At 32.7% G+C, this 20207-nt stretch carries 17 protein-coding genes; 9 read left to right on the top strand and 8 right to left on the bottom strand.

Annotation, left to right across the window (positions count from 1 at the left end):
• Position 1: 1 nt before the first annotated feature.
• The 3 genes from ACNMOQ_RS02300 to ACNMOQ_RS02290 form a co-directional block, all read right to left on the bottom strand.
• Positions 2-970 (bottom strand): 3-hydroxyacyl-CoA dehydrogenase NAD-binding domain-containing protein, encoded by a 969-nt coding sequence (locus ACNMOQ_RS02300; protein WP_416350217.1) that lies wholly within the window; start codon positions 968-970, stop codon positions 2-4.
• The gene (locus ACNMOQ_RS02295) at positions 967-1857 is read right to left on the bottom strand and encodes a beta-keto acid cleavage family enzyme (RefSeq protein WP_017000826.1); all 891 of its coding nucleotides are present in this window, start codon (positions 1855-1857) and stop codon (positions 967-969) included. Before ACNMOQ_RS02295 ends, ACNMOQ_RS02300 begins: the two co-directional genes overlap by 4 nt.
• Before the next feature lie 170 nt (positions 1858-2027).
• Positions 2028-2564, bottom strand: coding sequence for a TetR/AcrR family transcriptional regulator (locus tag ACNMOQ_RS02290; protein ID WP_017000827.1), 537 nt, complete (start codon positions 2562-2564; stop codon positions 2028-2030).
• A 516-nt stretch (positions 2565-3080) separates the two neighbouring features.
• Between ACNMOQ_RS02290 and ACNMOQ_RS02285 the strand changes: the two genes are divergently transcribed.
• Complete coding sequence (locus ACNMOQ_RS02285) at positions 3081-3536, top strand: MarR family winged helix-turn-helix transcriptional regulator (RefSeq protein WP_017000828.1); 456 nt, start codon at positions 3081-3083, stop codon at positions 3534-3536.
• Positions 3537-3547: 11 nt separating this feature from the next.
• A complete protein-coding gene (locus ACNMOQ_RS02280) occupies positions 3548-3916 on the top strand; it encodes a transcriptional regulator, SarA/Rot family (RefSeq protein ID WP_017000829.1) in 369 nt (122 codons plus the stop codon).
• 60 nt (positions 3917-3976) lie between these two features.
• On the opposite strand, the gene ACNMOQ_RS02275 is transcribed toward ACNMOQ_RS02280, so the two are convergent.
• Together ACNMOQ_RS02275 and ACNMOQ_RS02270 are read right to left on the bottom strand one after the other, a co-directional pair.
• Entirely contained in the window at positions 3977-5608 is a 1632-nt protein-coding gene (locus tag ACNMOQ_RS02275) for a poly(glycerol-phosphate) alpha-glucosyltransferase (protein WP_416350216.1), read from the bottom strand.
• Positions 5609-5706: 98 nt separating this feature from the next.
• On the bottom strand, positions 5707-8490 hold the full coding sequence (locus ACNMOQ_RS02270; RefSeq protein WP_416350215.1) for a fibronectin-binding protein FnbA: 2784 nt from the start codon (positions 8488-8490) through the stop codon (positions 5707-5709).
• Between the two features lie 365 nt (positions 8491-8855).
• Here ACNMOQ_RS02270 and ACNMOQ_RS02265 point away from each other — a divergent pair, with 365 nt between their 5' ends.
• From ACNMOQ_RS02265 to ACNMOQ_RS02235, 7 genes are all read left to right on the top strand, one after another.
• Entirely contained in the window at positions 8856-10373 is a 1518-nt protein-coding gene (locus ACNMOQ_RS02265) for an AbgT family transporter (protein WP_235855328.1), read from the top strand.
• A 206-nt stretch (positions 10374-10579) separates the two neighbouring features.
• Complete coding sequence (locus ACNMOQ_RS02260; protein WP_135032202.1) at positions 10580-11083, top strand: GNAT family N-acetyltransferase; 504 nt, start codon at positions 10580-10582, stop codon at positions 11081-11083.
• A gap of 31 nt (positions 11084-11114) precedes the next feature.
• Positions 11115-12110, top strand: coding sequence for an LLM class flavin-dependent oxidoreductase (locus ACNMOQ_RS02255; RefSeq protein ID WP_416350214.1), 996 nt, complete (start codon positions 11115-11117; stop codon positions 12108-12110).
• A gap of 118 nt (positions 12111-12228) precedes the next feature.
• Positions 12229-13443: a pyridoxal-phosphate-dependent aminotransferase family protein gene (locus tag ACNMOQ_RS02250; RefSeq protein WP_416350213.1), complete on the top strand. Its 1215-nt coding sequence runs from the start codon at positions 12229-12231 to the stop codon at positions 13441-13443.
• Between the two features lie 317 nt (positions 13444-13760).
• Positions 13761-14927: an IS256 family transposase gene (locus tag ACNMOQ_RS02245; protein WP_064205432.1), complete on the top strand. Its 1167-nt coding sequence runs from the start codon at positions 13761-13763 to the stop codon at positions 14925-14927.
• A 736-nt stretch (positions 14928-15663) separates the two neighbouring features.
• A complete protein-coding gene (locus ACNMOQ_RS02240; RefSeq protein ID WP_282861942.1) occupies positions 15664-16179 on the top strand; it encodes a transposase in 516 nt (171 codons plus the stop codon).
• Complete coding sequence (locus ACNMOQ_RS02235; protein ID WP_082892532.1) at positions 16176-17054, top strand: IS3 family transposase; 879 nt, start codon at positions 16176-16178, stop codon at positions 17052-17054. Before ACNMOQ_RS02240 ends, ACNMOQ_RS02235 begins: the two co-directional genes overlap by 4 nt.
• A 143-nt stretch (positions 17055-17197) precedes the next feature.
• Here the strand turns inward: ACNMOQ_RS02235 and ACNMOQ_RS02230 are convergent, their stop codons facing one another.
• From ACNMOQ_RS02230 to ACNMOQ_RS02220, 3 genes are all read right to left on the bottom strand, one after another.
• Positions 17198-18412, bottom strand: a complete 1215-nt coding sequence (locus ACNMOQ_RS02230; RefSeq protein WP_416350212.1) for a CynX/NimT family MFS transporter — start codon at positions 18410-18412, stop codon at positions 17198-17200.
• Positions 18413-18494: 82 nt separating this feature from the next.
• Positions 18495-19430 carry a carbamate kinase gene (arcC, locus tag ACNMOQ_RS02225; protein WP_016999009.1) on the bottom strand — a complete coding sequence of 312 codons (936 nt, stop codon included), beginning with the start codon at positions 19428-19430 and terminating at the stop codon, positions 18495-18497.
• Entirely contained in the window at positions 19430-20206 is a 777-nt protein-coding gene (locus ACNMOQ_RS02220; protein ID WP_135022228.1) for an oxamate carbamoyltransferase subunit AllH family protein, read from the bottom strand. Before ACNMOQ_RS02220 ends, arcC begins: the two co-directional genes overlap by 1 nt.
• Between the last annotated feature and the right edge of the window lies 1 nt (position 20207).

The following is a 20207-nucleotide window of genomic DNA, read 5'->3' as shown; positions in this document are numbered from 1 at the left end:
ATTAAACCTCCGTCTTAGTGAGTTGTTTTTTCTTCATATAATCACTATTTTTTGGCCAATATTCTTCTGCAAGTTCTTTAACTTTAATTAAAAATTCATTTCTTTTTTGGTCTAATTCTGACATTGAATAACCAAATGACGATTGTTCACAGCCTTCAACAACTGCATTGTATAAATCTGTTGTTAATTCTGGTGCGACTAGTTTCGTCCAAGGTTTCTTCAGAGCAGGACCAAATTGTTTTAACATGTGACGCATACCACCTTGACCGCCAGCTAAATGGAAAGTCATAAATGGTCCATATTGTGCATATCTTAAGCCAGCTGCGTGAGTAAATGCTTTATCTACTTCTTCTGTTGTAGCAATGCCTTCGTTTACAATATGCAATGATTCACGCCATAAAGCTTCCATAAGACGGTCTGCAATGTGACCTTCTATTTCATGACGTACATGAAGTACATCATTTCCGATAGCTTCATAGATTTCTTCAGCTTTAATAACTGTTTCTTCGCTCGTTTGTTTACCTGGCACAATTTCCACTAAAGGTAAAATATAAACAGGATGGAAAGGATGAGCTACGACTAATCTTTCAGGATGCTTTAAATTTCTTTGTAATTCTGTTGGTTTAATACCTGATGTACTAGAACCGATAATTGCATCTGGACGTGCATAAAAATCAATATCTGTTAATACTTTATCTTTAATTTCTTCTACTTCTGGTACATTTTCTTGTATAAGGTCAGCATCTTTAACAGCTTCTTCTAAATAAGGTGTGAATGTTAAATTATCAAGTGACGCATTTGGGTGTAAGCCCATGCGTTCAGCATATGGCCAATTTGTTTTCACTTGTTCTAACATTGTTTCATACGCACTTTCACTTGGGTCTGTCGCTACAACTTCATGTCCATGAGCGAGCATACGTGTAATCCAACCGCTTCCGATTACACCTGTTCCTACTACTGCAAATTTCATGATTGTCCTCCTTTAGGGTCTCTTAGTTGATAAAATTCACGCGCTTCTTGAGGCGTCATAGGTTCTATATCTAATTCTTTTAATATTTCTACAGCTTTTTCTACTAATGCTTCATTTGTAGCTTTAACACCTTTAGATATATACAGGTTATCTTCTAATCCAACACGAACACTGCCGCCACGTTTAGCTATTTCTTCTACAGTTGGTAATTGCATTCTACCTATACCAAATCCTGACCAATGTGCATTTTCTGGTAAACGTGTTTTAAAGTATTCAATCGTTTCTGCGTCGTTATCTGCTCCCCATGGAATGCCTAGACAAAATTGGAACATTGGTTCTCCATCAATTAAGCCTTCGGAAATTAATTGTCTAGCAAATCGAATATGACCACTATCGAAACATTCAAGTTCTGGTTTTACACCAGCTTCTTGTACAAGGCGTGCTTGTTCACGCAGCCAATCTGCAGGGCTTAAGTAAACCATATCTCCGAAGTTAGTACTTCCGCAGTCTAGCGTACACATTTCTGGTAGTAATGTTCCGATTGGTTCATGACGCTCTTCAGGCGTTTGCATATCTGAACCTTCCCCAGCAGTGTATGGATCTTGTAAATTCGGGATGAAATCTCCACCACCACCAGATGTAATATTGATAATAATATCTTCACCCGATTCACGGATTAATCGTATAGCTTCTCTAAATAATTCTGTGTCGTGACTAATACCACCAGTTTCTGGGTCACGTGCATGAATATGTGCAACTGTTGCCCCAGCACGTGCACATTTAATTGCTGAATCTGCAATTTCTTCCGGTGTAACTGGTACATTTTCGTTCTTCTCAACAGTATCTCCAGCGCCAGTTATAGCCGCTGTTAACATTACTTTATTCATTATAATCCTCCTGAAATGATGTTTTTTAAAAAATTCAACGTTTGTTAGTATACCAACTGGACGGTAAAGTTTCAAGCTGTTATTCAAATTCTTTTTTAAACACAAAAAAAGCTGGGACATAATAATGTCTCAGCATGGTTAACCACTATAGATTAAATATTTTAAATTGTTTAATTCTTATTTGTATAATTTGATAATTGGTTTAAAACTTCTTCACGTCTTGATTCATCTATTGCATCAAGGCCGAACAATTCTGTTAACCATAAGCCATCGATAGCAAGTCGAATAATAGTTGCATCTACAGGGTTCAAACCATCGTCTTCAATAAAATGTTGCCACTCTTGATAAGTTTCTTGTAATGGTTTTAAAAGTGAGCGGTCGTTTCCTTGTGCTGCTAATACAGCTGAACTGATAGCAATATTATTGTCACGATGACTTCTAGTAGCTTCAATATACCCTCTTAACAATTTACCAGTATCGTCATCATCTTGAACGTTTGTATCGACATTATTACGATAAGTGGCACTTGCATAATCGACTAATCCTTGAATTAAAGCTTTTTTGTTTTTAAAGTGATACAAAAGTCCGCCTTTGCTCACCTCTGCACGTTTTGCGACAGCATCAAGTGTAAGAGAATCAGTGCCTTGTTCATTTACTATTTGAATTGCTGCTTCAAGCATCTGTGTACGTCTATCGATTTTACTCATACTTGTCATCTCATTTCGGTTTGTAATTATAAAAGATATTGTATACTAAATAATCTTTTTTATAAACATAGACTATTTCAAAAGTTGTAACTTATTGTCAATTTTTATTAATTTAAATATCCACCTATAACAATACCCTGTTATTTCTATATATATATCATTTATTGCTATTTGTAAATTATTATTTCAATATTCGTTCATAATTCTACTAAGTTATAAAAATTTATTTTGATATTAATAGTTTAATCAAAGTCCATGAATCACTTATTTGACAGTCTTTGTTTAGCTTTCACTATATACATTAGTTACATTAAATAAATATACAATTAATTATTAGAATATATAAAAGTTCGATTTATTATTGTATTTTACAACAATAATAATTTCGTAAAACTTAAACCTTTTTAATTAGATTTTCAAACAATATTATTGTACTTTTCTCTATTTTTGGTATTATTTAGTATTATAAGGATTTATAGTTATATTTTGACAATACTATTTGGGGGGCACATCAAAATGAATGATCAATTTTTAAATGAAAATGCTCAGATTTTCAAAAGTTCCCTAGTGAATTTATGTAGTAATTTGCATTATCTATGCAAAGATGTTGCGCAATCCCATGGCATATCCTTAAAACTCGCAAATTTACTAGAGATTATTTATGAACAAGATGGTATTACTTTGAACAACTTATGTAGAAAAATCGATGAAGACAAAGGAAATTTAAGTCGCCTAGTCAATGACTTAATGAAAGATTCTTATGTCATCAAAAAACAATCTGAACGTGATAAACGAATTTACTATATTTATATAACTGAATATGGTAAAGAAGCTATCCTAAATTTAAAACAAGTTTGCATACATAATATGGATAGCTTGCTGTCTATATTGTCTGAGGAAGAACAAAATCATTTTATAAAAGCTCTAACAAAACTTGATAATCACGTATATGACTTAACCATTAAAAAATAGGAGACGATTAAATGAAACAAATTATTTATTACGAACTATTTAAGAAAGATATCCTTAAGACAATTTATAATGAAAAGAAATTAAAAAGAATGGACATTTTAACTTTATTCTATCTATCTGAAATAGATGAGGAAGAAGTCTATGTTAGAAAATTGAGAGATATTATGTTCGATCCGCCCTCTTCAGAAATTACGAATTCATTAAAAACACTTGAACATTTCGGACTATTAAAGAAAGCTAGAGACCCATTTGATGAAAGAGCACTTATACTTAAAGATATTCAATTAAGTAAGATTGATGAAATCCTAGATTATTGTGAAAAAATCGTACAACATCATATAGATAGTATTGATTTAGTTCAAAAGAAAAAACTGATATAACATACTTAAAAAACTTCCTCATAAATTTTGAGGAAGTTTTTATGTATAAATAATTTTTTATTAAGTAATCTTATTATTTTTAAATACATTTTGATACTGCACATAACCTGAAATATAATGCTCCACATCATCTATGCGCACTCTGTAGCCATGGTGCTTAATAAAGAATGTGTTCATTATTCTTTCTGGATTTTTAAAATACATTACTATTTCTGGATAAAAATATCCAGTTCTTTGATAATTTGCTCTTGAATGAATGGTATCAATCAATTTTCTTTCGTCTATATACTCTGTTACTAAGTGTTTAAATCCACTATTTTTAGCTGATTGTACAAGTTTGTATGTCGCTACAAGCATTTCTAAAAATGTAGGAAATGTAGTTTCCCTTTGCTTAATATAGTCCAAATGACCAGCAGCATTTTTCATACCAAATATATAGTACTTTTCTTCATGGTTTAACTTCACTAACTCATTTGTACAATAACTTAACCAGTGATCATGATATTTCCAATAATTCTGTTTTATAAACTTTTCAAATAAATGTTTAACTAGATTGAGCCAATTTTCATCTCCATCAACTTGGTACAATCTTAATAAAGCAAAGGCAGCTTCCCCATCATAATATACAATGCGATACTTTTCTTTTACTTTTAATGTTGGATAATGCAATACATGTATCGTTTCTGCATCATTATCATCAATCATACTTTCAATACCTTTAGCTACTTTTTGTGCTATTTCTAGATAGAATAAATCATCTGGTCGATGTCTTAAATACTCACAAATCGCTAATATAAATGCTGCATTTTGCCCTAATTTAATTTCATTGATACCTTTCGTATCATCAAAAACATAAGCGATACCATCATGTTCGTATAAATAGTTTTCGATAATATAATTTAAAGGTTTCTTAGCGACTGAAATATCTTTATTCAAATAAGATAATCCTTCTATTAATGCATATGTAGAAGAAGAATGTCTTAAATTATTATAAAAATTAATTTTCTTATCAAAATGAGGAAAATACCCATAAATATACTTACCATTACTTTGAATTTCATTCTTTAAATAATTCACACTTTGTTTAATTAATTTATCTATTTCTTCGTGAAAATTATCAACATCTCTTAAATTTTTCTCATAACCTTTTTCATTTAGCTTAATAATTCGATCTTCTTCAACATAAAAACCTATTGTATAGAATTTAATCACTTTTTTATTATTATAGTAAGCCTTATTAAATGCCAAGTTATTTTTCGTATACTTTCTTAAATAGTTATTGATATTTTTTTCAGATAGATATAATTTTTTATCTTTATTATTAGGTCTTATAAAAGCATTCGCATTAATGATTTCAGGTAAAAATGCATACCTCCAACTATCATCAAGTGAAAAACCATAGTCTACGTAATTTCTACGAGTCTTTTCCAAATCATTTACTAGTATATTAAAGTCAATTTGCTCTGTATGCGTAACGATATCCATTTTAATCCAAACTGGTTCTTTACCCGTTTTTTTCTTAAATTGAGCGCATGCTTTTAATATATCATCTTTTAAATATTTTTTTCTTTTCAAAACTGAAACTATAGCTTTAATATTTGGTAATCCTAAAGATAGAAACGAAATATCAAACTCTAGATTTTCTTCATTTACTGTTGCTAATAATTTATCAATTCGCTTTTCTAAAAACAATTTATTCCCTCATTTCTCGACTTTTGAAATAAGTTGAAAATAAATGGAACCAGGCTAAAAAGCCTGGTAGTAAAAATACTTTCATATTTATACGCTATTTACTTTTCTTTTTTACGACGTCTACCAAATAAGAGCAATGAGCCTAAACCAGCAAATAGTCCACCGAACAATAGACCATTTTGTGTATTTTCTTCACCTGTATCTGGTAATGTCTTATTAGATTTTCCATCTTTACTAGTACTAGCTACTTTACCAACATTTGATCCAGAATGCGGTCCATTATCTATATTAGACCCTGGAACTATATCATGATCTACATCACCGTCATTATCAGAATCGGCGTCACTATCAGAGTCTGCATCACTGTCTGAGTCCGCGTCGCTATCTGAGTCTGCATCACTATCTGCATCGGCATCGCTATCTGAGTCCGCATCACTATCTGAGTCCGCGTCGCTATCGGAATCGGCATCACTATCTGAGTCTGCGTCACTATCGGAGTCCGCATCACTATCTGAGTCCGCGTCACTATCTGAGTCCGCGTCACTATTTGAGTCCGCGTCACTATCAGAGTCTGCGTCGCTATCGGAGTCTGCGTCGCTATCTGCATCGGCATCACTGTCTGAGTCTGCGTCGCTATCGGAGTCCGCATCACTATCTGAGTCTGCGTCGCTATCTGAGTCTGCGTCGCTGTCTGAGTCCGCGTCACTGTCTGAGTCTGCGTCGCTATCGGAGTCTGCGTCGCTATCTGAATCTGCGTCACTATCAGAATCTGCGTCACTATCGGAGTCCGCGTCGCTATCTGCATCGGCATCACTGTCTGAGTCTGCATCGCTGTCTGAGTCCGCATCACTGTCTGAGTCTGCATCACTGTCTGAGTCTGCATCACTATCGGAGTCCGCATCACTATCTGAGTCTGCATCACTGTCTGAGTCTGCGTCACTATCGGAGTCTGCGTCACTATCTGCATCGGCATCACTGTCTGAGTCTGCATCTGCGTCAGAATCTGAATCATCGTCGCCATCACCAGAACCAGAACCTTGTTTTACGATATTTTCATTGTCCCAATAATATGTGTTTTGATTTCCATAATAATCTGTATTACTATGAGTCACTCGTGTTCTTACACTTTCGCCACTATTGTCAAAGTGTCCGTCTACTACTACAACATAAGTTTTTGAAGTATTACTGAAATCTATTGTCGCTGTATTGTCTCTATAAGTAATTGCGTTACTAAACTGATTTGTTACATCTACATAATTTGAATCTTCAGGATTAATATAGTAACTATCTGTTAATTTTGTATTATCTTGAACTTCGTATACTTTAAATGATGTATTATTTTCATCAATTAAAGTACTACTTTTCGTAGGATTTTCATGATAACCTTGGATTTTAACTGTAGAATAATTTAGTTTATTGCCTTTAGGGTTAACGTATATAGATTGAGTATATTCATTTTGCCCAGAATGTAAGTCTATCTCTGTTATAAACGAAGTAATATTTGATCCATTTTCACCTCTATTACCTTGTACTGGACTTCCATAATTAATATTTATATCTTCATTAAATGTTTCGCCAGCTACATCAAACTCTAAGGGATATTCACCAGATTGAGGAGCATTTTTTCTATCTGTAAATAACGGAAGTTCAAATTGACCATTAATATTCTTCTTACCATTTATAAAATCAGTAAATGTATACGTACCTGTTTTATTAGTAGTGTTGTACATTCCTGTAGCAATGACATCACCATTTGCATTTTTTAGTTCTGGTAAATTCATAATATTATTTAAATTTGAATAATCTACATCGCCATCAGCTGTTAAATACTGAGGTAATTTAAACGTAAAGTAGTCTCCAGATTTAACTTCTCCATCAACTTGGAATTTTGAATTAAAGGAAGTGTGCCCACTATTATTCGGATTGATATCTTGAGAATTAAAATTAAACTCAGTCGTGTTTACTTTATCATTTACTAATGTTCCAGAAGGTTGCTCACTTGCTTCCTCTGTACTTTCTTTGTCATCTGTATCAGTTGCTGTATTCGTTACAGCATCATTAGTATTTGACTCTTCTTTATCAGTTTGTGTATTTTCAACTGATTCTTCATTAGTTGATTCAGTGTTGTCTTCTACTTTATCTGTTACCGGTGTTTCTGTCGGCTCTTCTCTTGTTGCTTCGCTATCTTCTTCTTTATCTACTGACGGTGTTTCTGATGGCTCTTCTCTTGTTGCTTCTTCGCTATCTTCTACTTTATCTGCTGACGGTGTTTCTGTTGGCTCTTCTCTTGTTGCTTGTTCGTTATCTTCTACTTTATCTGTTACCGGTGTTTCTGTTGGCTCTTCTCTTGTTGCTTCTTCGCTATCTTCTGCTTTATCTGTTACCGGTGTTTCTGTTGGCTCTTCTCTTGTTGCTTCGCTATCTTCTACTTTATCTATTACCGGTGTTTCTGTTGGCTCTTCTGTTGTTGCCTCTTCGCTATCTTCTGCTTTATCTGTTACCGGTGTTTCTGTTGGCTCTTCTCTTGTTGCTTCGCTATCTTCTACTTTATCTGTTACCGGTGTTTCTGTTGTCGTTGTTTCATTATTAATTTCGTTATCGTTTGATGTATTTTCAGCTGGTTCCGCAACTGGTGGTACTTCTTCACTTGTTGTATTTTCTGTAGTTTTCTCAGCTGTTACCTTATTTATATTACCGTTATCGGTTATGTGTGTTGTACTACTAGTAGTAGTTTCTTCAGCTTGCGCTTCATTTCCTTGTCCTAAAAAGATTAGTGAACCTATGATAATTGAAGCTGTACCTACTGTGAATTTTCTAATTGAATACTTGTTTAATCGATTAGGGATGAAATCTAACCTTCTTGAATTTGGTTTCTTTTTCATAATAATCTTCTCCTTCCATTGTTAAAACTTCATTAATCGTTGTTAATTACAATAATTAGTAAACTTTATTATTTAAATAATAATTATAATAAATTAACAAATTTTTACATTCCCCCTTTAAAAAATATAATATCACATTTATTTTCTAAAATGTATATTTTTTACAAATAATTATGTTTATAATTTCATTAACAAACCTTATTCAATTACAAAATATCTCAAAATAAAAAACGTTCGAACACACGAACGTTTTTCAACCTTTAATTTAAATTACCTTATTATTCTTATTTGTTTGATTTGTTATTCTTGAATTTAGTACAAATTACTATACAATTTTAGTATCACATAAAAAAGAAGGGATACACGTGCAACAAAATAAAATGAGCCGCTACCTAAGTAAAATTGAGAATATAGGTAATAGACTCCCACACCCAGTTACGATATTTTTAATATTTATCGTTATTTTATTTGTTCTTTCACATATACTTTATTTATTTGATGTGTCCGTATCATTTAAAGGTATAAACCAAGAAACTGGAAATGTAGAAAACCAAACTGCAAAAGTGATTAGCTTGCTAACACCTTCTGGTATTTCACATGTATTTACAAGTGTCGTTGAGAACTTTACATCTTTCGTAGCACTCGGCCCTGTTTTGGTCGCTATGCTCGGTGTTGGTGTAGCTGAGAAAACTGGTTATTTAAGTGCATTAATTCAAAAGACCGTTGCACATACACCACGTAAATTCATAACTCCAATTGTTGTGTTATTAGGTGTACTTTCTAACATTGCCGCTTCAGTAGGATATGTTGTATTAGTGCCTCTTGGAGCAATGATTTTCTTATCATTCAAACGTCATCCTATAGCGGGACTCGCTGCTGCATTCAGTGGTGTAGCAGGTGGTTATTCTGCAAACCTATTCCTAGGTACAAACGATCCAATATTAAGTGGTATGACGACAGAAGCTGCACATATACTTAATGCTGATTACATTGTAAATGCTACAGATAACTGGTTCTTTATGTTTGTTTCTACTTTTCTTGTTGTAGGAATTGGAACGTTTATTACAGATAAAATTGTTGAACCTAGTTTAGGAGAATATGAAGAACCCGAAAACACTAAATTTGATGAAATTAATCCTAAAGCTTTTAAATGGGCTAACATTGCTTTAATTGCCGTAATTGTTGTTATCGGTAGTATGGTTATACCATCTAATGGATTATTAAGAGGAGAAAATGGAAGTTTTATCGATTCACCATTTATACACAGTATTATATTTACGATGATGCTCGTATTCCTTATCCCTGGTTTAACTTACGGTGTTATTAACAAAACAGTTAAAAACGATAAAGATGCAGTTGAACTCATGAGTGGGTCTTTAATGACAATGTCTGAATTTATTGTTTTAATCTTTTTCGCTGCACAGTTTGTTGCATTATTTGAATACTCTCATATTGGAACAATACTTTCTGTAAACGGTGCTGAATTACTGAAAGCTATGCATGTAAATGGACTAACAGCGCTAATAGCATTGATCATAATTACAACAATTATAAATATTTTTATCGCTGCAGACTCTGCAAAATGGGCACTCATGGCACCTATATTTGTGCCGATGTTTATGCAATTAGGCGTTTCTCCTGAAGTTACACAAATAGCATATAGAATTGGAGACTCATCAACAAATATCATTTCACCACTAATGCCATTCTTCCCTTACATCGTGTCAGTAGCAGAAAGATACGGAAAGAAAAATGGAATAGGCACAGTCGTATCCGTCATGCTGCCATACTCTATCGCAATTCTCATATTATGGACAATTATGTTTGTCATTTGGTACTTACTAGGAATACCAGTCGGACCAGGCGCACAAACGAATATTTAGTTGAATTTAAAACTCCCTTCAAACTTGGCTTTGAAGGGAGTTTTTTACAGCATGTCTTATTAATACTTTGTTCACTCAATGATAAAGTTGTGCGTGGACCTCGACTTGCAACTTTCATAAGGTGCATCATCACATCATAAGCAGATTTTATAACAATATTTATTTTTAAGTTATACTTTAATTAAGAGTAAAAGGAGCGTGGTTGAATGAATTATAGATTAGCGACAGTAGAAGATGTTGAAGGTATTATTTACGTATGTTCTGAAGGTTATAAAGCTACATACAAAAACATTCTTCCTCAAAAATATATCACTCAAATTATTAATGAGTTTTATAATAAAGTTCGTGTAACAAATGAAGTTTTAAATATTAATCATTATTGGAATGGTTGGTTTGTAGCAGCAGATAAAGGTAAAATTATTGGAGCTGGTGGTGGAGGTTTTCGTAATGATAGTAGTTCTGAACTGTACGTCCTTTATTTAGATCCTACTCGTAAAAGAGAAGGTATTGGAACAAAATTATTACATAAAATCACAAGCGATCAAATAGAACGTGGTGCAAAAGAGCAATGGGTATCAGTATTAAAAGAAAACTACATGGGGATTCCTTTTTATGAAACAAACGGTTTTCAATTCCAATTTGAAAAACCAATGAACACACTCCCTAAAGAGGAAGGCTATCTTTCATTAAAATACAAACGTAAGTTATAAATAAGATTTATTCATAAAGGAGCGTGGTTGAATGAAACTCAGTGTACTGGATCAGGCACCCATTTCTAAAGGTGACACGCCTGAGGAAACATTAAGGAAGACTATTGAATTAGCGAAATGGACAGAGTCGTTAGGTTATCACCGTTATTGGGTTGCGGAACACCATAATACGAGTGGATTAGCGAGTTCTTCACCAGAGATATTAATGACAAATATAGCCGCTTCGACAAATCAAATTCGTGTTGGTTCTGGTGGTATTTTGTTACCTCAATACAGCCCTTATAAAATTGCAGAGAATGCTAAGACTTTATCAGCATTTTTCCCTAATCGTATAGACATTGGATTTGGTAATTCACCTGGTGGTTCGCCTTCTACACAAAAGGCTTTAACGGATAATCACATTAAACCTATTGATGATTTCCCTAGACAAGTTAGTGATTTACAAGGTTTCTTATATAATTCACTTCCTCGAGATCATAAATTCAGACTTGTGAAAGCTGGACCTCGTATCGATAATCCTCCTCCAATGTGGTTATTAGGATTAACTGAAAATGGTGCAAAAAATGCTGCGAATTTAGGAATTGGCTTTGTATTTGGTCATTTTATCAATCCTAAGTATGGAAAAATAGCAATGGAGCGATATTATAATGACTTTAAACCTTCTGTTAGTCAGCAATCACCTTCTAGTATTGTATGTATTTTTGTAGTATGTGCTGAAACTGATGAAGAGGCTGAAGAACTTGCTCTAAGCCAAGATAAATGGTTAATTAATGTTAGCAAAGGTCGAGGGACTAAAGTATTGTCTTCTGAAGAAATCAACGTTGAAGATTTTACAGATGAAGAACAGGATTTAATTAAGAAAAATAGGAAACGTTGTATTATCGGGTCTCCAGAAACAGTCGTAGCAAAATTAAAAGAACTTGAAACATATTATCAAACTGATGAATTCATGATTATTACTAATATTTATAATTTTAAAGACAAGAAAAAGTCTTATAAATTACTTGCGGATGCAATAACTGAATAATCACAATTTTTAGTCATTTTTAATAAAAGTTATATGCTTTTTTGTATAATTATACAAAGAACTTGAATTAATAATTTGATACAATTAAAAAGGAAAAGTGTAAAGGAGAGAACTTAATATGAGTGAATTAAAAATAGCAAAAAGATTAATTATGACACCAGGTCCTGTAAGTGTGGACCCACGTGTTTCACAAGCAATGAGCAACTCTATACTTGGTCAATTTGATCCGGACTTTACAGCTATAATGGATGAAACAATGGAACTGATTAGAAAATCATTTTTAACAGAAAATACATGGTCATTCCCTGTTGATGGTACGAGCAGAGCGGGATTAGAAGCTGTTATTTCAAGTATCGTCGAGCCAGGAGATCGTGTTTTAGTTCCAATTATAGGTAGGTTTGGACATTTATTCGCAGAGCTAGTTCAACGTGCTGGAGGTATCGTACATACTATTGAATGTCCTGTAGGAGAAGTTCTACCACAAGAAGAAATTATTAAAGCATTAGATATCGTAAAACCTAAAGTATTAGCAATTGTTCACGGTGAAACATCTACCGGACGTCAGCAACCTATTGATAAGATTGGTAAAGCTTGTAAAGAACGAGGCGTTTATTCAGTAGTGGATGCCGTTGCTACATACTTAGGTACAACTATACCAGTTGACGAATGGGAATTAGACGCTGTTATTGGCGGTGCTCAAAAATGCTTATCTATACCTTCTGGCATCACACCAATTACTTTCAATGAGCGTTTTAGTGAAGCAATTAATACTAGAAAACGTGTTGAAGAAGGTATTAGAACAAACGAAGAAACAGAGAAAGAAGTTTTCATAAGAAGTAATTACTTTGATTTAACACAACTTCAAGATTATTGGAGTCCTAAACGTTTAAACCACCATACAGAAGCAACAGCTATGGTTTATGCATTAAATGCCGGCTTAAAAATTGCTGTAGGAGAAGGCGTTGAAAATAGAGCTGAACGTCATGCTTACCATCACGAAGGTTTAAAACGCGCACTAGAAGCACTTGGATTAAAAATTTATGGAGATGCAAACCATGAAATGAAAATGGTCATTTGCGTTGAAATCCCTGAAGGTGTAGAGTCTAACGAATTTAGAAAATCATTATTAGAAAATTACGGTGTAGAAATCGCTGGATCATTTGGCGAGCTACAAAATAAAATATGGAGAATTGGCTTAATGGGCTATGTAGTAGAAAAACAAAACATACTTACATTCTTATCTATTTTCTCTTTATTTTTACAACAACAAGGCGTACAAGGATTAAATCCTGTTAAAGCATTAGATACACTTGTTAAATATTATGAATCATAATTTTGATTAAAATGGGTGGGACACAAAGGTGTCTCACCCTCTTCAACTCTTATTGGATTTTCTTTTTCATTAATCCAAGTACATGCTCTCTTATTGGATTTTCTACAACAATAATCCAAATAACTATACCTTTATTGGATTTTCTACAACAATAATCCAACTAACTATACTCTTATTGGATTAACTACAACAATAATCCAACTACACACACTCTTATTGAATATGTCCATATAATTGTGTAATAAAAAAAGAGCCAAATATAGCTCACTTTAGTACAATGTAATCGACTAAGAAAATATTGTAGAGGTGACCTATATATGACTCAGTTAAATATTAACGTAGACTTTGAAGAATTGGCAAGTGCTATTTTAGAAAGTAATTTAAATACTGCTATGAAAAGTATAGCTGTAACTGTATTAAATGCTTATATGGAAATGGAAAGAGATCAGTTTGTGAACGCTGATTTCAAACAAAAGCATCCTGAAAGGATTGCACAACGAAATGGCTACTATGAACGTGATTTTATGATTCCAGTCGGAACACTTCATTTAAAAGTACCTAGAACGCGTGATGGCGAATTTACAACTGAAGTTTTTGATCAATATTCTCGCTCTGATCAATCACTGATTTTAGCGATGATAGAAGCTTATATTAATGGCGTTTCAACTAGAAACATCACGAAAATTGTAGAGGCTCTGGCAGGTAAATCTGTTTCGAAATCTACGATTTCAGAAGTTATGAAAAATATTGACCCCGATATTCAAAAGTGGTCGAGTAGACCTATTACTAGTCATCAGTACAGATATGTATTTGTTGATGCCATGCATATTAAAGTTAGAGAGAATAATAAAATAGTTTCTAAAGGCGTTTATATAGCTATGGGAGTAAATGAACTTAAAAGACGTGAAATTATTGGTTTTAAAATTTCTAATCAAGAATCTGAACAGGCTTGGTCTGAGTTCTTTGAAGATTTAAGAATGCGTGGCCTCACAACTCCTGAGCTCATTATTTCTGATGCACATTCTGGTCTTATTAAGTCTATTAAATCACAATTTATAGATTCAACTTGGCAACGTTGTACATTTCATCTTCTTAAAAACATCATTGAAAGATTCCCAAAAAAGAATTCACAAGAGGCAAGAACATTACTTAAATCTATTTTTCAAGCTCCTACATATCAACATGCGCTTGAAAGTAAAAATGAATTTGTAACTAAGTATGAAAATAATCCTAAGTATTCAGAAGCTTTAAATATATTAGATCAGGGCTTCGAAGATGCCACACAGTTTTATAGATTTCCAGCACAACACCATAAGAATATACGAACTACTAACTCTATTGAAAATATAAATATGCAGCTTAGAAAAAGAGAGAAAGTCATTAAGACTTTCCCTAACCTAGACTCAGCTTTTAGATTAATTGGTGCATTACTCATGGATATTCAAGAAAATCTAGATAATGCTAAAAGACCTTTTATTCCTTAAACTTACTACTTATTTTTGAAAAATAAGTAGAGATTAACAAAATGAATCTGCTAAAAATCAAACAGATTTATTTTGTTAATACATTCTAAAAAACCAAAGGTTGATTACTTCTAAAGATATTACACATAAATATGGACTTGACTCTCTTATTGGATTAACTACAACAATAATCCAAATAACCATACCTTTATTGGATTTTCTACAACAATAATCCAAATAACCATACCTTTATTGGATTTTCTATAACAATAATCCAAATAACCATACCTTTATTGGATTTTCTACAACAATAATCCAAATAACCATACCTTTATTGGATTTTCTACAACAATAATCCAACTACACACACCTTTATTGGATTTTCTACAACAATAATCCAAGTAACCACACTCTTATTGGATTTTCTACAACAATAATCCAAATAACCATACCTTTATTGGATTAACTACAACAATAATCCAAATAACCATACCTTTATTGGATTTTCTACAACAATAATCCAAATAACCATACCTTTATTGGATTTTCTACAACAATAATCCAACTAACCACACTTTTATTGGATTTTCTACAACAATAATCCAACTAACCACACCTTTATTGGATTTTCTATCTCAATAATCCAACTAACCATACTCTTATTGGATTAACTACAACAATAATCCAACTACACACACCTTTATGAAGTGCACCCTAAAAGTTGAACCAAAAATAAACTTTTAGGGGTGTTCATTTTATGAATAAAAAATATAGCTTAAAATTTAAATTAAAACTAGTTAAAAGATATAGAGAAGGCACTAATAGTGCTACTAGTATAGCTCGTGAATTTGGCATTGGGCGATCATTATTATTTTGCTGGAATTATCAATTTGAATATTTTGGAGAAGCAGGGTTATCTCCTAATAAAATTTCTAGGTATTATACTGACGAAGAAAAACTTCATATCTTACGATATAGAAAGAAATATCAATTATCTTATAGAGAAACAGCGATTCATTTTAAAATAATTAATTATTATTTAATAAGTCAGTGGCAGTCTAAATTTGATAAGTGTGGTATTCTTGGCATAAATAACATGCGTGAAAGTGAGAGACTGCCAATGAATAGAAAAAATGAAAATAAGAAGCTCAACGATAGTGAGAGAGCCGAATTAGAATATTTACGTGAACAAAATAAGCGATACGAAATACTTATGGCGTACGAAAAAAAGTTAAACACCTTAATTCAAGAGGATCAAAAAAACAAAAAGTGATAGCTATTAATGAATTAAGGTCACAAACAAATTATAAACTGAAAGATATATTAGATGTGGCTCAAATTGCCCGTAGCGTCTATCATTATTGGATAAAGAAGTTAGAGTCTAAAAATGGTGTTTATAATAAATTAGTTAATTTAATTAAAAAAATTGTACATGATAATAAGATGAGATATGGATATAGACGCGTTACGCTAACACTAAAAAAATTAGGTTTCATTATTAATCATAAAAAAGTACTTAGAATTATGAGAGAGAATAATTTATTATGTACAAAATTTACACGTCGCTCACGCTCTTTAAAAACATATAAAGGACAAATTGGAAAAGTAGCTAAGAATATGTTAAATCGTAGATTTAAAACCGATCGCCCATTACAAAAATTAGTGTCAGATGTTACACAATTCAATATAAAAGGCTCAAATGTAAAGCTCTATCTTTCAACTATTCTTGATATATATTCTGGTGAAGTTATTTCATTTTCGATAAGTAAATCGCCTCAATTGTCTTTCGCCATGGAATCGTTAATTACTTGCATTGATAAACTAAAAAATTTGAGCTATCGAACTACTATTCATACAGACCAAGGGTGGCATTATCAACATAATTCCTGGGTTTCTACTTTAAAGGAAAATAATATATTCCAAAGTATGTCCCGTAAGGGAAACTGTTTAGACAATGCGCCAATGGAAAATTTCTTTGGATTACTCAAACAAGAAATGTTTTACGGTATGAAATATGATAGTTACGATGTTTTAAAAAAAGATATAATTCAATATATTAAGTATTACAATCATGATCGTATCAAGACGAAATTAAATGGAATGTCACCTGTAGAATACAGGGAAAATTTCAAAGTAAATATATTATAAAAAAGTCCAACTTTTAGGGTTCACTACATTATTGGATTTTCTATCTCATTAATCCAAGTACAACAAAAAACTATTACAATCCCTAAATATAAACAAATACTCCTAATCCGTTAAATCGGATTAGGAGTATTATTTTATAACTTTTATTGATCTTCTACATATACATCTTGTGCTGCTTGTATAGCAAATATAAACGTTAAAACAGATATAACAAGTAATGCGATTATACCTACGTCCCAACCGCCGAAGTAATCATGTAAATATCCAACGAAGAACGGTCCAATTGCTGCAATAAAGTATCCGATAGATTGTCCGAATCCAGACAATGACATGCTACCTGCACTTGTTCTTGCTCTTATTGAGAAGAATGTCATACATATACTGAAACATGCACCCATTCCTAGACCCGCTATAACCATACTAATTGCTAGTAAAACAATTGATTGGCTAAATAGTAAACTGAAGCCAACTAAGAATAGCACCGTTATAATTGTTACGAGTATTTTTTGATTTTTCATTTTAGAAGCAATTATTGGAAATAGAAATGTCATAGGTACTTGTGAAAATTGGTTCAACATAAGGAAATATCCAGCTGTAGTTGGTGATAGTCCTTTATCTATTAGGATGGAAGGAACCCATGCAACTACTGTATAAAACACCATAGATTGAAAGCCCATTGTTAACGCAACAACCCATGCTAACTTAGAAGTTACCATTTTAGGTTTAGGTCCTTGTGCTTTAGCTTGCATTTCTTTAGTAGCTTTAATTTCCTCGGCTTTTCCACCTTTAACTTGAGGCATCCATAATATAAGCGCTAATACTGCTAATATAATCCAAAACGCTAATGACAAACGGAATCCTAATGGTGAGATTTGGGATAAGGGATAACTTAGTCCACCACCCAGACCAGCAGTAAAGTTCATCGTCGCACTATAAATACCGGTGAATAAACCTATTTGTAATGGGAATTTCCATTTCACATAACTAGGTAGACAAACGTTTCCGAATGCGATAGCCACACCAATTAAGATTGTACCGAAAATAAATAAATTAATACCGCCAGATACACGTAAGAATAAACCAACCATTAATAAAATTAGTGCATAAACAATTGCACCTGACATCGTTAACTTAGTAACAACTTTCGATACTAACGGAGATACAATCCCGAATATAAGTAAAGGTATTGTTGTTAAAAATCCAGCCAAACTATTATTGATTTCTAATGTAGATTTAATTGAGTCAACAACCGGACCAACAGAAGTTAATGGTGCCCTTAACGTTGAAGCTACAAATATCATACCTAATAAAACAATCCAAATATCTTTAAAATGATATTTTTTCATTTGTTCTTCCAAATCCTCACCTCCATATAAAATTTTTAGAGTCTAAGACATAAATAATTGTCTCAGACTCTTTCATAATATTGACAGTAGCTGATTATTTTACAATGCGTGTGCCAGCTTTGCCTTCTAAAGCATCTACTGCTTCGCCTAATGAACAAATAATAGCTTCATTACCTGTCTTAGCAAATTCAATAGCAGCTTCAATCTTAGGTAACATACTACCTGCTGGGAATTGTCCTTCGCTCACATATTGTTCAGCTTCTTCAACTGAAATTTGTTCTAATTTCTTCTCATTCTCTTTACCATAATTAATATAAACATTTGGTACATCTGTTAACATCATGAACACGTCTGCTTCTACTTGTTCAGAAAGTTTTAAGCCTGATCTATCTTTATCGATTACAGCTTCTACACCTTCAAGATTTCCTTCTTCATTACGATATACAGGGATACCGCCACCGCCTGAAGAAATAATAATTGATTTACTTAGTAAACTTTTAATTTCTTCAACGCCATGAATAACAAGTGGTTCTGGAGAAGGTACTAATCTGCGGTAACCTCTACCTGCATCTTCTCCCATTGTGAAGCCTTTATCTTGTTCTAGGCTTTTTGCTGTATCTTCATCAAAGAATACGCCTATTGGTTTAGATGGGTTGCTGAACGCTTTGTCATCTTTATCCACTTCTACCATAGTTAATAATGTACTAACGTTTGCATTAATTTTATCTTTATTCAAATGATTTTTCAATGCCATTTCCATCATATAACCAATCATACCTTGTGATTCTGCACTACAAACGTCTATTGGTAATGCTGGAACGTTATCTTTAGCATACTCATTTTGAGCAATAATATTTCCTACTTGAGGTCCGTTACCATGTGTCACAACAATTTCATGGCCTGCTTTTCTTATTTCTATCATTTTCTCTGTAGCTGTTATGACATTGTTGTATTGATTGTCATATGTTGCTTCTTGTTTAGGTTGTAAAATAGCATTTCCACCTAAAGCAAGCACGACTCTTTTACCCATTAATTCCACTCCTTATGTAAAGCTAGAGAAATACCATAAAGTGTATCCATTCCTGAGGATGAACCAACTGATATTAATTCTTTTATCGCTTTTTCCGATGCTTCATGTTGAAGCTTTGTAATTTTCGAACTAAACAACCCGTCTAAAGCACAATTTAAAAAGGCTTCACTAACGACTGTTGTAAGATGTTCATTCAATAATTGTTTTAATTTTAATAAATTTGATGTCTCTATAAATGGTGTTAATTTATTTGCATAAAGTATTCCAGTTATAATATCATCACCTGTTGGCGTCAGACCTTGTCCTCTACCAATGTAATATCTTAAATAAGGTTCAATATCTACTTCTTTCGAGCTCAGTGCTACTAAAAATTCATCTATTTTTGAACTTGTAAATTCTGATTCTTCATAATCTGCAAAAGAAAATTTATCCAATTGTTCTTTTAATAACGGTACATTACATTGATCAAAATCTTGTTCTAAATCGAGCACATCAACTTTCCAGTTTAACTTTAAATGATTAATGTTTAAGGTATGATGTTGAACTTTCAGTTGTGCCCCAATCTCAATTTCAGAAATGAGCTGTTCTCTCGTATATGAATCGACAAGTATACCGAAAGGGAACCGACCATTTTCGTCAGTACCTATGAATATTAAATCTTGTTGATTCGTTATGATATTAAAGCCTTTTTTAAATATACTGTGCACATAAAAAGCATCATGCTTTCTTAATAAATCAAGTGCGACACTACCTGTCGCACTTGCATTTAAAATCATC

The organism is Mammaliicoccus lentus, assembly GCF_947036595.1.
Taxonomy (GTDB): domain Bacteria; phylum Bacillota; class Bacilli; order Staphylococcales; family Staphylococcaceae; genus Mammaliicoccus; species Mammaliicoccus lentus.
This window is presented reverse-complemented; position numbering and strand designations above follow the sequence as displayed.